Origin of the sequence: Aquisalimonas sp., assembly GCF_007120195.1 — a bacterium.
Lineage (GTDB): Bacteria > Pseudomonadota > Gammaproteobacteria > Nitrococcales > Aquisalimonadaceae > Aquisalimonas.
Map to the genome: position 1 here is coordinate 1 of NZ_SKOG01000283.1, position 11900 is coordinate 11900.

Annotated in this window: 15 protein-coding genes and 1 pseudogene; 7 read left to right on the forward strand and 9 right to left on the reverse strand. The window is 62.8% G+C overall.

Going from position 1 to position 11900, the window contains the following annotated elements; genetic code table 11:
- Window positions 1-483 (reverse strand): 2-hydroxychromene-2-carboxylate isomerase (locus QZT63_RS19505; protein ID WP_290653658.1); only part of this gene is annotated, 483 nt, incomplete at its 3' end.
- An 86-nt stretch (window positions 484-569) separates the two neighbouring features.
- Between QZT63_RS19505 and QZT63_RS19510 the strand changes: the two genes are divergently transcribed.
- Together QZT63_RS19510 and QZT63_RS19515 are read left to right on the forward strand one after the other, a co-directional pair.
- Complete coding sequence (locus QZT63_RS19510; protein ID WP_290653660.1) at window positions 570-878, forward strand: metalloregulator ArsR/SmtB family transcription factor; 309 nt, start codon at window positions 570-572, stop codon at window positions 876-878.
- On the forward strand, window positions 875-1042 hold the full coding sequence (locus QZT63_RS19515) for a metallothionein (RefSeq protein WP_290653662.1): 168 nt from the start codon (window positions 875-877) through the stop codon (window positions 1040-1042). The genes QZT63_RS19510 and QZT63_RS19515 overlap by 4 nt, the downstream gene beginning before the upstream one ends.
- 122 nt (window positions 1043-1164) lie before the next feature.
- Here QZT63_RS19515 and QZT63_RS19520 read toward each other — a convergent pair whose 3' ends face one another.
- Both QZT63_RS19520 and QZT63_RS19525 read right to left on the reverse strand, forming a co-directional pair.
- Complete coding sequence (locus tag QZT63_RS19520; RefSeq protein WP_290653664.1) at window positions 1165-1590, reverse strand: OsmC family protein; 426 nt, start codon at window positions 1588-1590, stop codon at window positions 1165-1167.
- A gap of 250 nt (window positions 1591-1840) precedes the next feature.
- Window positions 1841-2749, reverse strand: coding sequence for a thioesterase family protein (locus tag QZT63_RS19525; protein ID WP_290653666.1), 909 nt, complete (start codon window positions 2747-2749; stop codon window positions 1841-1843).
- 315 nt (window positions 2750-3064) lie between these two features.
- On the opposite strand from QZT63_RS19525, the gene QZT63_RS19530 reads away from it, so the two are divergent.
- From QZT63_RS19530 to QZT63_RS19540, 3 genes are all read left to right on the forward strand, one after another.
- Entirely contained in the window at window positions 3065-3232 is a 168-nt protein-coding gene (locus tag QZT63_RS19530; protein ID WP_290653667.1) for a hypothetical protein, read from the forward strand.
- A gap of 68 nt (window positions 3233-3300) precedes the next feature.
- Complete coding sequence (locus tag QZT63_RS19535; RefSeq protein ID WP_290653668.1) at window positions 3301-3474, forward strand: DUF1328 domain-containing protein; 174 nt, start codon at window positions 3301-3303, stop codon at window positions 3472-3474.
- A gap of 97 nt (window positions 3475-3571) precedes the next feature.
- Complete coding sequence (locus QZT63_RS19540) at window positions 3572-4126, forward strand: porin family protein (protein WP_290653670.1); 555 nt, start codon at window positions 3572-3574, stop codon at window positions 4124-4126.
- Window positions 4127-4673: 547 nt separating this feature from the next.
- On the opposite strand, the gene msrB is transcribed toward QZT63_RS19540, so the two are convergent.
- The 4 genes from msrB to QZT63_RS19560 all read right to left on the reverse strand — a co-directional run bounded on the left by msrB (window position 4674) and on the right by QZT63_RS19560 (window position 8839).
- The gene (gene msrB, locus QZT63_RS19545) at window positions 4674-5210 is read right to left on the reverse strand and encodes a peptide-methionine (R)-S-oxide reductase MsrB (protein ID WP_290653672.1); all 537 of its coding nucleotides are present in this window, start codon (window positions 5208-5210) and stop codon (window positions 4674-4676) included.
- 435 nt (window positions 5211-5645) lie between these two features.
- Window positions 5646-6479 (reverse strand): alpha/beta fold hydrolase, encoded by an 834-nt coding sequence (locus tag QZT63_RS19550; protein ID WP_290653674.1) that lies wholly within the window; start codon window positions 6477-6479, stop codon window positions 5646-5648.
- Between the two features lie 24 nt (window positions 6480-6503).
- Window positions 6504-7229 (reverse strand): rhomboid family intramembrane serine protease, encoded by a 726-nt coding sequence (locus tag QZT63_RS19555; protein ID WP_290653676.1) that lies wholly within the window; start codon window positions 7227-7229, stop codon window positions 6504-6506.
- 71 nt (window positions 7230-7300) lie between these two features.
- Window positions 7301-8839: a cryptochrome/photolyase family protein gene (locus tag QZT63_RS19560; RefSeq protein ID WP_290653678.1), complete on the reverse strand. Its 1539-nt coding sequence runs from the start codon at window positions 8837-8839 to the stop codon at window positions 7301-7303.
- 96 nt (window positions 8840-8935) lie between these two features.
- Between QZT63_RS19560 and QZT63_RS19565 the strand changes: the two genes are divergently transcribed.
- Entirely contained in the window at window positions 8936-9565 is a 630-nt protein-coding gene (locus QZT63_RS19565) for a 3'-5' exoribonuclease (protein WP_290653680.1), read from the forward strand.
- 87 nt (window positions 9566-9652) lie between these two features.
- Here the strand turns inward: QZT63_RS19565 and QZT63_RS19570 are convergent, their stop codons facing one another.
- Together QZT63_RS19570 and der are read right to left on the reverse strand one after the other, a co-directional pair.
- Window positions 9653-10114: an META domain-containing protein gene (locus tag QZT63_RS19570; protein ID WP_290653682.1), complete on the reverse strand. Its 462-nt coding sequence runs from the start codon at window positions 10112-10114 to the stop codon at window positions 9653-9655.
- A 76-nt stretch (window positions 10115-10190) separates the two neighbouring features.
- Entirely contained in the window at window positions 10191-11618 is a 1428-nt protein-coding gene (gene der, locus QZT63_RS19575; RefSeq protein WP_290653684.1) for a ribosome biogenesis GTPase Der, read from the reverse strand.
- 181 nt (window positions 11619-11799) lie between these two features.
- On the opposite strand from der, the pseudogene QZT63_RS19580 reads away from it, so the two are divergent.
- A pseudogene (locus QZT63_RS19580) lies at window positions 11800-11900 on the forward strand (enoyl-[acyl-carrier-protein] reductase FabI); the annotation flags it as partial.

The window sequence follows — 11900 nt, forward strand, 5'->3', positions numbered from 1 at the left end:
CGGTACCCCAAAGACACCCTTCTGGATCGCCTGCTGTGTCTCGTTGTGAAGCGCCTGTTTAACCGCAGGAGCTTCCAGGCGCTCGCGATCAAGGTGCAGCCCGTGCAGTAGCGCTGCCACCAGCTGCTCGTCCTGAGGGTCCGCTGCGCCGGTCCAAAGGGCCGCGAAAATCCGTTCAACCGCCGAGGCGTCATTGCCGGCGGCAACGCTCATGCGCAGATACGGCAACGGGTTGAACGGATGCACGGCCGGAAAGCGGAACGGGATGCCCTGCTGCTGCGCCCACCAGGTGCACCACCGATACGTCCAGACCCGCTTGGCCGCAACTTCCGCAGGACCCTTCTGTTGCCAGGCCTTCAACAGCCCGGCGAACAGCACCGGGTGCAGGTTGATGGCGGCACCCGCGGACACCTCGCTCAAGCGATGCCAGGCGAGATACGAATACGGAGAAACGAAATCGAAGTACCAGTCAATCATGCTCATCGGGAGTCCTCCGCGCCGTGACCGGTATTGGTATCGGCGCTAGATTAACAATTGAAGATGTGTTCATTGTTTGGCATTATTTGCTGATGGAGAGACTGACGGAAGATCAGCTGACGGAACTTGGCGAGATGTTCCGCATGCTCGGCGACCCGACCCGCCTGGGCATCATCCTGGCGTGCATGGATGAGCCGCTGAGCGTCAGCCTTATGGCACGGCGCCTGGATGCATCGCAGTCCCTCGTCAGTCACCACCTGCGTCTGCTGCGGGCAACGCGGCTGGTCAAGGGTCACCGGCAGGGACGCACGGTGCTGTACCAGGTTAGTGACGACCACGTGCGCACCATGCTCCAGAACATGGTGGAGCATATCCACGAGGAAACGGGAGAGACACCATGACAGAAGTCGATCGTGTGAAATGTGCTTGCCCCGATTGCGTCTGCGTAATCCCCCCTGAGCAGGCGGTAAAGCGCGACGGCAAACTCTACTGCGGCGACGCGTGCGCCAAAGGGCACGACAGCGGCAGCGGGTGTGGCCATGTCGGGTGCAAGTGCACCGGGTAGACTCGCCACGCTCGGCACAAGGGAGGCCCATTAATGCCACCCTGCGCCGCCCGGGTTCGACTGGGCGGCGCAAGGCCCGGTTGACGCGACGCCGGCAGCGGGCTCGCCGATACCGAGCGGGCTTACTTCAGGGTGGCGCTGAGGGTAATCTCGGGACCAGCCAGTGCCTTGGAGACCGGACACCCCGTCTTGGCCGCCTCGGCATGCTTGGCGAACTCGTCAGCGCTGAGCCCTGGGACAACCGCCTCGGTGACAAGCTCAATGCGGGAAATGGCGGGGCCGTCCGCTCCGAATTCCAGATGCACCCGGGCGTCGGTCTTAACGGACTCGGGGCTATGTCCCGCCTCGGCGAGCATGTTTGAGAGTGCCATGGAAAAACAGCCGGACAGCGCCGCCCCGATCAATTCTTCCGGATTACTACCCGTCCCCTCTTCGAAGCGGGAGTTGAAAGAATACTGCCCCTCGTAAGCACCACTGCCGAGGGCCATTCTGCCCTTCCCAGTCTTGAGATCACCGTTCCATTCCGCGCTAGCGCTTCGTACCGCCATATCATCACTCTCCTCAGCCTGGTGTTCATGGATCGATTGCAACTGTCGGGGTCGACGCTGGTCCTGCCGGCCCGGATGGCGGAACCGCTCAAGCAGTTCTGAGCGCTGGCCCCGCGCTCGGCGGTGTGGCCGACCCGCGCTCCCACCCGTGAGGATGACAGGTGATGGGACAATGCGCTGTCCTTCCCCAGGAGTCAATGCGTCCCCGGCGGGCAACGCCGGCCAAGGCCTGTAGCGGCGCCGCGTCCTATCACGCGGATAGCCCGGGAATGATATGCCGCTCCAGTACGCTGCGGCGTTCGGCGGGAATGACAACGGCCTTGCGGGCCGACAGATCGAGCATCACGGCCACAGCCTCGGCGGTGGCCACCGCCTCACCCGTGCCGATGTCGAATAGCCAGTGACCGAACTGGTAGGTCTTGGTGCCCACCTCCTTGATGCCACTGCGCAGGGCGAGCAGATCGCCAGTGCGCGCGGGCTGACGATAGACAAATCGGTACTCCAATGCGGCGCCGCCCAGGGAACTGTCGGAGCGATCCTCGGCGGTCAGGTGGACCAGTAGGTTGGGGATCGCGTCGGAGACGGTGCCCATGTGGGCGTCTGTCGCCAGGAAGCCGTCAGCGTCGCCCATGCGTGGCAACACCGGGCCCTGCCAGGTCGCCAGCATCCCCAGATCGTCCGCCTCGCTCAGGGTCGGGGCCTGCCGCGGTGGCGTCAGCTGCAAACCCCGTGCTGCGCCGTGCTCTGGCACAGGCATGCGCAATGCCTCGGCCCGCTGGCGGGCGGCCTCCGGGATCGGACGCGCTTCCCGGCTCCCGGCATGCTGGAGTGTGGCGGTGAGCGTAAAGGTCGCAGCGATTGCACCGCTGGCGGCGTTGACCATTTCCTGGTAGAGGCGAATGCCCCCTGCTTCCGCAGCCACCACGCCCCCGCGTATAACGATGGGGGCCCCGGATCGTTGCTCGTGCAAAAAGCGAATGTGATGATCGACGGGGATCAACCGCGCTCCGGTGTTGCGGGTGTAATCAGGGCCAAGTCCAAGGTAATGGCCAAGGACCGCGAGGGCCGCTGTGGACTTTTCCACATAGAACTTCACGTTCATGTGGCCCATCATGTCGATTTCCCAGGACTGTACGCTATTTCTGTACAACTCAATCATTGGAATTCCAATCCTGTGTCTCTGCGTCGTTGTCTGCGGTTTCGGAGCAGGCGATTCCTGCCCTAAAAGCAACGTGCCTGTTATCGCCCACATTCCCCACAGCGGCCTTCGGTCTCGCGCAGGCTAGGTGGAGCCGAGCCATCACTGGCCGGAGCCCCGTCTACTCATCAAATCCTCCGGCCGATGGAACTCTTCGCCAGCCCCATGCGTACACCAGGGGAACAGATGACGATGACACCATTGCACAGAGGTGCCGTTATCTGCCTGCCGGCTCCGCTGGGGGCCGGAAACCAATACTCGATGAAGGATAGAACCATGCCCAAGATACGCTGGATTTTACTTGCCCTGCCACTGGTGTTCGTGCTTGGCGGCACCGCTCTAAGCGGCTGCGATGACCAGGGACCGGTCGAGGAAGCAGGCGAAGCAGTCGACGACGCCGGCGAGGATACCGGGGACGCCGTTGAAGATACGTTTGATGACTAGACGCATCTGACAAGCGAGCCGGACGGCTCGCTACCTGATTGAACCACTGACCGATTAAGGGGGCACCCATGATCGCCTGGGTCCTGACGTTCCTCGTCGTTGCCATCATCGCAGGCTTGCTTGGGTTTACCGGCATTGCCGGGGCTGCGGCTGAGATCGCGCAGATCATCTTCTTCGTTTTCATCGTGCTGTTTTTGATCTCCGCGGTTGTCAGCGCCTTTCGCGGCCGCCCCCCTGTGTAGTCACACTATACAGGGGCATTCTTGCGGGCGACGCCAAGACCGGATCGCACAGTAGGGATCCGGGACCGTTTCTAGCAAGCGACAGGGAGAGGAGACAATGTTGCTATCAAGAGCCGTTTTACCGATTGCCATGACGAGCCTGCTGATCGCGCCCGTCTCGGCTTTCGGTCAAACGGCGACGCAACCGGAGGTGAGGGGTTATGTCGGTACCGGACTCGGTTACTACCGGTTAAACGATGAAGACTTCCTCGATGAGGACGACGATCTCAAGGATAACCGCTGGGCTTGGCGGGTCTTTGGAGGCGTGGAGGCCAATCGCGTGTTCTCCCTGGAAGTCGGTTATTGGGATTTCGGGAGCACAGACGACGGAAACCTCGAAATGGAGGCCACCGGCTGGACGGTTGCGGGCATTGCCGCCCTGCCACTCACCCCGTGGATCGCGCCCTACGGCAAGGTTGGGCAGCTGTTCTGGGACCGGGAACGGTCACTGGGACCGATCAGCCGCAGTGACAGCAGCAACGATTTGTTCTATGGGGTCGGTGCGCGAGTGACTCTGTCCGACCATGTGGACCTGCGCCTTGAGTACGAACGTATGGCGCTGGACGACACCGATTTGGACATGGGCTCCGTGAACGTTCAATTCCGCTTTTAACCCCCTGCCACAACCTGGCATTCGACGGGGGCCGCCACATCGGGCGGCCCCGTTGCCGATATCACTCTCCCCAGGGCTCGTCCAACCGGTTATCGCGGCCACACAGGCGCGACGATCGCAGCCGTACCGTCTCAGCCAGATAAAAAAAGCGGTTGCATCACGGATGTCCGTAACAATGCGATCGGATTACGTTGCTCCAACTGACTACACATCTCCCTTCGATAGCCGCGGCGACTGGTTTAGGTGTAGGCGGATTAGCGCAGCGTAATCCGCCGTTAGAGCGAACCGCGCCCGTTAGAGCGAACCGCGCCGCAGGCGCACAACATCTGAGTGGCTTTGGCGGTTGGTTTAATGGCGGATTACGCCTACGGCTAATCCGCCCTACACTTCTTCCTGCGATGGCCGTGGCGACTCGTTTGGGCGGTTGCATGCACCAGAAATAACCGCCGGCGAATACCGCCGGGCGCGTGTCGCGGCACCTGACAATCCGGGTAACACAACCCTGCCCAACACGGTCAACCCGCAAGCAAACCACGCAAGCGCATTCTCATCCCCGCAGTGCCGGCAGTGGTTCAGCCGCCGGCACGAACTGTAGCGCCAGCCCATTATTGCACCAGCGCTGGCCGGTCGGCTCAGGTCCATCATTAAAGACGTGGCCCTGGTGCCCACCGCAACGCCTGCAGTGATACTCCGTGCGCGGCCAGATGAGCTTCAGATCCAGTTTCGTGTCCACGTGGCCATCGAAGGGTTCGTAGAAGCTGGGCCACCCGGTACGGCTGTCGAACTTGGTCTCGGAACTGAACAACGGCAGGAAACAGGCCGCGCAGATGTACGTCCCGTCCCTGTATTCATCGTCCAGGGGGCTGGAAAACGGGCGCTCCGTCTTTTCCCGGAAAAGAATCTCCCAGGCGTCTTGCTCCAGGACGTCCTTCCAGGCAGCCGGTGGCTTATCCAGCCGCTCGAGGTCGGACGTCCCTATGGATACACTGTGATGCGCCATGCGACGGCTCTCCGCCAGTATCAGAGGGGATGCCGACAGCGCAGCCAGCGCCACCGCACCTCCGAGAAATACCCGCCTTTTCATCCGGACTGCCTCCTGACCAGCTCAATGCTTTGACAGCCGCACTGGCGTTTCGTTAGGGCCGCACTCTCCGACAACGCAACACCCTCCATAGGCACGACCACGGCACAGACTGTTTCCACGAACTTGGGACCGGGCACCCCGACAATTGGGCCGGCCAGTGATGCCGGATGTGTACACGAGCATGGCCGGATCGTCCGCGCGCGGAACTGGACCAAGGGCACGCAGGCCATTGGCGGAGCGGGTCACCGCGTCGTCCAACTGATTGTAGGTCCACGTCTCCCGGGCGCCCAACGACACGGCGGGGCGCTGGCCATCTATGCGGCTTCCTGGCCACTAACTCTGCCGCGTGATAAAGCCAGTATCCATCGTCGACCTCCAGGCAATGGTTGTGTACGCTCTGTTCAAAGCCCACGGCAGCCGAACAGATGCCGCTGCTCATTGGGACTCGTGGAGATGGCCGGCCATGAGTAGGTTCACCTCGCGCGGCTTCTCCACCACCAGGGCATGGCCGGCACCGGGCACAACCAAGTAGCGGCTGCCGGGGATGGCTGCAGCCACTTCCTGTGCGTCCACTGGCGGGTAAAGCCGGTCCTCCTCGGCGGCGACAACCAGTGTCGGGCAATCAATGCAGGCAAGCACATCGAATGTGTCCGCACCGATGAGTTCGCGGAAGCTCGTGTCGTGCAGCGCCACCTGCCCTTCGCAGAAATCCGGCGTTTCCTCCGCCGCCTGCCGCGCCGCTTCCATGCCGGCGTCGATCCGTTCGCCATGAGCCGCGAGAAACCGCTCCGAGTAAAGATCGGGGATCATGCCGGAGAACTTGCGCGCGATATCACCAGCCTGGGCCCAGTTGCGCCAGTTCATCACAATGCGTTGCGCCAGCGGCCTGATGCGGGCCGCCGTCGTCAAGGCCATGAGACTCATGGTGCGCTCCGGATAGCGGGCCGCAAAGCGCATTGCCACAAAGCCGCCGTAGCTCGTTCCCACCACATGACAGCGCGCCACGCCCAGCTCCGTCAGCAAGGCGGCAAGATCTTCTGCATGGGTATCGAAGCTCCAGGGCCACGGACGCGTCAGCGCCGAGCGCCACTGACCACGGTACTCAAAGCGTAAGGCATTGAGGCCGAGCCGCTCAATTGCAGGAAGCTGACGCTCCCAGCCTTCGAGGGTGCCCATGATGCCGTTACACAACACCACGGTGGGGGCACCGGGGACGTTTTCACGGTAGTCATACCAGCAGCGGAATCCGTTGGTGTCAGCGTAAGGCATTGGTGCGGTCCCCCGGGTCGGCAGTCAGATCGTCTTCCCCTGAAAGAGTCGAACGCGACGGAACTTGAAAAAGGGAATCAGCAGCACTCCGGCCACGAAACCACCCACGTGGGCCAGAAATGCGACACCGGGCTCGCCAGGGTCCACCGTGGCACTGCTGATCAGTTGGAAAACGAACCAGACCATCAGCACGATCCCAGCGGGCAGGCGCACCGGATAGATGATAAATCCAAGGGGAATGATCACCGTGATGCGTGAAAACGGGTGCAGCAGGAGATATGCGCCCAGGACACCGGAAATGGCCCCGCTGGCGCCGATCATCGGGATCTGGGAATCCGGCGCGGGCAGGCCATGGGCAAGTGCGGCCACAATCCCGCAGAGCAGGTAGAAGACCACGAACCGCCAGTGGCCCATGGCGTCTTCGACGTTGTTTGCAAACACCCACAGATACAGCATGTTGCTGATCAAGTGCATCCACCCGCCGTGTAGAAACATCGACGTCACCAGGGTGGCCCAGACGGGGACAACCTCCAGGGACGGCGGCAGCGTCGCCTGACCGAAGAACACCGCCGGAATGAACCCCAGGCTGTGCACCGCCATGGAATGGGCACGCGGATCGAGGCCCAACTGCCAGAAGAACGCGCCGACGCACGCGGCCAGGATGAGCCATGTGATGAATGGCAGAATGCGTGTGGGGTTATCGTCCGCCACGGGGATCATTTCCCGCCGCTCTCCCTTGCCCAAGACCAAGAATGACTCTGGCTTATTCTACCGCCGGTGCGGCTCGAAGCCGACGAGGGCCGGATCGTGTCCGGCGCTCTTTACTCGGGCAACACAGCTTGCCGATGCGCGACGGCATCGGCCTCAATGGCGGCACGCGTCGCGTCGTCGATGCGATCGAGGGTGCGGGCCTGCAACGCGGTCCGAGGGTTAGCGCGGAGCCTGTCTTCATGGCGCATCAGGAAATCCCAGTACAGGGTATTGAAAGGACAGGCGTCCGCACCGCTGCGCTTGTCCGGGTCGAACCGGCATTCAGTGCAGTAATTGCTCATCCGCCGAACGTACTTGCCGGAGGCGCAATAGGGTTTGGAGGCGAGCAGGCCGCCATCAGCGAACTGGGACATGCCCAGGGTGTTAGGCGCCTCCACCCACTCAACGGCGTCCACATACACCGCGAGATACCACTCGTGCAATTGTCGGGGCTCGACGCCCAAGAGCAGGCTGTAGACGCCGGTGATCATCAGACGCTGGATGTGGTGGGCGTAGCCGTAATCCAGGGTCTGCCGCAACGCCTGCCGCAGGCAGGTCATCTGCGTTTCACCCGTCCAGAAGAATCCAGGGAGGTTGTGCCGGGCATCCAGGGCGTTGCGCTCCAGATATCCGGGCATGTGCAGCCAGTAAATGCCGCGGACAAACTCCCGCCAACCGAGAATCTGGCGCACAAACCCCTCGACGGACGCCAACGGCGCCCGACCGCCCCGCCAGGCCCATTCCGCGGCGTCCACGGCGGTGCGGGGGGCGAGCAGCTTGAGGTTCATGGCGACCGACAGTCTGGAGTGGTATAGCCAGGGTTCATCGGTCCACAGTGCGTCCTGGTAGGGACCAAACGCCGGCAGGCGATGATCGATGAAGTCCACGAGGGCATCCCAGGCCTGCTCGGGCGTCACGGGCCAGTCAAATGCATCCAGGCGGCCGGGATGATCGGGAAAGCATTGCTCCACGACTTCGAGGACTTCGCGGGTGATGGCGTCGGGCGCGAACCCCAGGGGAGCGGGCAATCTGCCCGGGCCTTTTGCTCCGAAACTGCGACGATTGGTGGCATCAAAGTTCCAAGCGCCTCCGGCTGGCTTGCCCGCATCCATAAGCACACCGTGCTCCTTGCGCATCGCCCGATAATAGTGCTCCATCCGCAATTGCTTGCGCCCACGGGCCCACAACCGGAAGCGCTCGGGGGAGTCAAAGAAATACCGGTCACGCACGACGACCAAGCGTCCACCTGCTGCGCGCACCGCGGCCTTCAGTAGCTCGAGTACCCGGTAATCGCCGGGTTGGGTCACCATGACCCGCTCCGGTTGCAGGCGCTCAAGGTCCGCCGTCAGCACTTCCCCAAGGGAAAAATGGCAGTGCTCCTGGAGCCGCCGGTAGTGAACTGTGGCGCCACTGTGCTCCACGCGCTGGGCGAAGTGCCGCATGGCGGCAAGGAACACGGCGATGCGCGCCTTGTGTGACCATACATGGGTGGCTTCTTGCGGAACTTCCGCCATCCATACTGCATCCTGGGCCTTGTCAAAGTTGTCAAACACGGCAGCATCGCGGTTGAGCTGATCGCCGAGACACACGATAAGCTGTCTGAGGGCCACAAGGAATCTCCCGGGTTGCCGGTGGTTGAGCACCGTCGACTCAGCACTGCCACCATGCGTGCGTTGTAATACAATTATTGTACAGGAGATGTATCGATGTCGCGATTCCGCAAGCCCCCGAATGACGTGTTTGTATCCACGGATATCGAGGCGGACGGCCCGGTGCCGGGCCTGTATTCCATGCTATCGCTTGCGTCGGCGGCCTACGGCGACGACGGCAGCTTGCTGGATACATTCAGTGTCAACCTCGAGACGCTGCCCGAGGCGGGCGCTCACCCCGCTACCACGCAATGGTGGGAGCAGCGACCAGAGGCATGGGAGATGGCAAGACGGGACCCGAAATCACCCGAGGCCGCCATGCGTGCCTACCGGGACTGGCTGAACAGCCTCGATGGACGGCCGGTGTTTGTCGCCTGGCCGGCCGCTTTCGATTTCTCCTTTGTGAACTATTACCTGCTGCGCTTCACGGGCGAAGCACCGTTTGGCTATGCCGCTCTCGACATCAAGAGCTACGCCATGGCGATCCACAAGCGCAGCTCGTACCACCGCACCACCAAGGACCGCCTGCCCTCCCGATGGTTCGAACCGGAGCTCAGGCATAGCCATGTGGCCCTGGACGATGCCTTGGAACAGGGCGCGTTGTTCATGGCGATTTACCGCGAGGCGCTCGCCCCAGGACCGGGTGACGTCAACCCCTCTGATTACACGGAGTTCCCGGACTGGTAAGCACCAGGGCACGGGGCCTGATAGCCCCCGTGCCCTGCTTCTGCCGCCGAACACTAGTGTCCTGTAGCCGAAATTCGTTACAGGACACTAGTCGCCCGGGCGAGTCAGCTCCCACTGCTGACCGTCCTGAAACTGCAGGGTCAGGGTGTCACTGTGCCGCGACCATTCCATGGTCCGCGTCAGATCGATAACGAACCGCTCCTCCACCGCCCGCGCATCGTCGTGCCGCAACTGACACTCGACGCGGGTGAAACCGATGGCGCCGAAGCTGAGATGCCTGTCGTCCACGTGCTGGACGTTGCTGTTCCAGTTGTTGCAGGCTGCCGACCCGGCTGCGTCGCCCTGCGGGGAGATCTCGATGGTGAACTGGGTCCCTGCGGGCTCGAGAAACTGCCCATGGGGAGTCATCACCCCGGTGAGCTGCCATGTGCCGATCAACGCCTCCGGAGGCTCATCCATGGAGGTGGGGCGAGTCGAGTCCGGCTCGGGCTGGGTGGCACAAGCGGCCAGAAAAACGCCCGCCAAGAGCAGGGCAAGGTGCACGCGCATGGGTCAACTCTCCTGGTTGTGCGTTTGGTCAACGTGTCTTTCATGCCCGCAAGTGACGTCTGAGCCGGGGCCTGCGTCATCGGCGCCTTTTGCGCGCAGCCTTGGCGACGTGCTTGATCAGCCGCTTGCGCCGCTGGTGCTGGCGCGGGCTGAGCCTGTTGGGTCGGCCTTCGTAGGGGTTATCCGTGGTCTTGAATTCCAGTCTGACGGGCGTGCCATGGAGCTTCAGGACGTCACGGAAGGTGTTCGCCAGATAACGCCGATACGCCCGGGGGGTGCGCTCGGCCTGGTTCCCGTGGATCACGATCACGGGCGGGTTGCGCCCACCCTGATGGGCGTAACGCAGCTTGATGCGCCGCCCGCGCAGCAGCGGCGGTGGATGCTGCGCCACCGCATCTTCGAGGATCTGCGTGAGCCGCCCGGTGGCGAGATCTCGGCTGCCGGCTTCGTGGGCTTGGTCCACCGCCTCCAGCAGGAGACCGACGCCGGTACCGTGCAATGCCGAGATAAAATGAATCTCAGCGAAATCGAGAAATCCAAGCTTCACCCGTAACAGGCGTCGGACGTCATCGCGCTGGTGATCGTCCAGACCATCCCATTTGTTGACCGCAATCACCAGGCCGCGGCCGGCTTCAATGGCGTGCCCGACGAGATGAGCGTCCTGCTCGGTCACCCGGCCACGGGCGTCGAGCACGACGATGACCACATGGGCGACATCGATGGCGGCGAGGGTCTTGACGACGCTGAACTTCTCGATGGACTCCTGTACCCGGCTCCGGCGGCGCACGCCGGCGGTGTCGATCAACGTGTACCACCGGCCGTCCTTCTCGAAGGGAATATAAATGCTGTCCCGGGTGGTCCCCGGCGTGTCGTAGACGAGCACGCGCTGTTGTCCAAGCAAGCGATTGATCAGCGTCGACTTCCCCACGTTTGGCCGGCCGAGCACCGCAACCCGCGTGCCGGGGGTCGCTTCATCCGGCGATGGCCCGGCGGATTCCACCGCCCCTGCTGCGCACGGCAAGGCCGCCAGCACTTGCGCGATCAGGCGCTTGATGCCGTGCCCATGGGCGGCGGCAATCGGCCAAGGCTCGCCCATGCCAAGGGCATGGAACTCAGATACGGCAATCCCGGGGGGGAGGCCTTCGGTCTTATTGACAGCCAGGGCCACCGGCTTGCCGGCAGAGCGCAACCGCTTCGCCAAATCTTGGTCCGTCGCCGTAACACCGGAGCGACCATCCACCAGGAAGACCACCGCGTCCGCTTCCTCGATGGCCTGCAGGGCCTGCTTGTGCATGCCCTGCTCGACACCCTCCTGGCCCTCGCCCAACCCACCAGTATCCACGACGATAAACGCTCGCTCGCCTAGAGACGCCCGGCCGTACTGGCGATCACGGGTCAGACCGGGGAAATCCGCGACCAGCGCGTCACGGGTTCGGGTGAGATGGTTGAACAGGGTCGACTTGCCTACATTGGGGCGGCCCACGAGAACGATGACGGGATTCATGATCTGCTGTGCGAGATCCTTTCTGCCGGCGACGAGGGTGGCACGCAGGATAGCAGAATTCGGCAGGCTTTCAGTGCCCTGTTTCACAGGCGCGCACCACTGCGGCGGTGGCCCCTCTGCCCGAATATGCCGGGAATACGTTATAGTTCGCGGCTAATAACCGACCGCGAGGAGAACAGTCATGGGGTTTCTTGCAGGCAAGAAGGCACTGATCACCGGGGTGGCCAGCACTCGCTCCATTGCCCACGGGGTCGCGGAAGCCATGCATCGGGAGGGAGCGGA

Bases quoted from the DNA above. Each gene is read 5' to 3' on its own strand.
- QZT63_RS19510 (WP_290653660.1), top strand. From the start codon at position 570: ATGGAGAGACTGACGGAAGATCAGCTGACGGAACTTGGCGAGATGTTC.
- QZT63_RS19515 (WP_290653662.1), top strand. From the start codon at position 875: ATGACAGAAGTCGATCGTGTGAAATGTGCTTGCCCCGATTGCGTCTGC.
- QZT63_RS19520 (WP_290653664.1), bottom strand. From the start codon at position 1,590: ATGGCGGTACGAAGCGCTAGCGCGGAATGGAACGGTGATCTCAAGACT.
- QZT63_RS19525 (WP_290653666.1), bottom strand. From the start codon at position 2,749: ATGATTGAGTTGTACAGAAATAGCGTACAGTCCTGGGAAATCGACATG.
- QZT63_RS19530 (WP_290653667.1), top strand. From the start codon at position 3,065: ATGCCCAAGATACGCTGGATTTTACTTGCCCTGCCACTGGTGTTCGTG.
- QZT63_RS19535 (WP_290653668.1), top strand. From the start codon at position 3,301: ATGATCGCCTGGGTCCTGACGTTCCTCGTCGTTGCCATCATCGCAGGC.
- QZT63_RS19540 (WP_290653670.1), top strand. From the start codon at position 3,572: ATGTTGCTATCAAGAGCCGTTTTACCGATTGCCATGACGAGCCTGCTG.
- msrB (WP_290653672.1), bottom strand. From the start codon at position 5,210: ATGAAAAGGCGGGTATTTCTCGGAGGTGCGGTGGCGCTGGCTGCGCTG.
- QZT63_RS19550 (WP_290653674.1), bottom strand. From the start codon at position 6,479: ATGCCTTACGCTGACACCAACGGATTCCGCTGCTGGTATGACTACCGT.
- QZT63_RS19565 (WP_290653680.1), top strand. From the start codon at position 8,936: ATGTCGCGATTCCGCAAGCCCCCGAATGACGTGTTTGTATCCACGGAT.
- QZT63_RS19570 (WP_290653682.1), bottom strand. From the start codon at position 10,114: ATGCGCGTGCACCTTGCCCTGCTCTTGGCGGGCGTTTTTCTGGCCGCT.
- der (WP_290653684.1), bottom strand. From the start codon at position 11,618: ATGAATCCCGTCATCGTTCTCGTGGGCCGCCCCAATGTAGGCAAGTCG.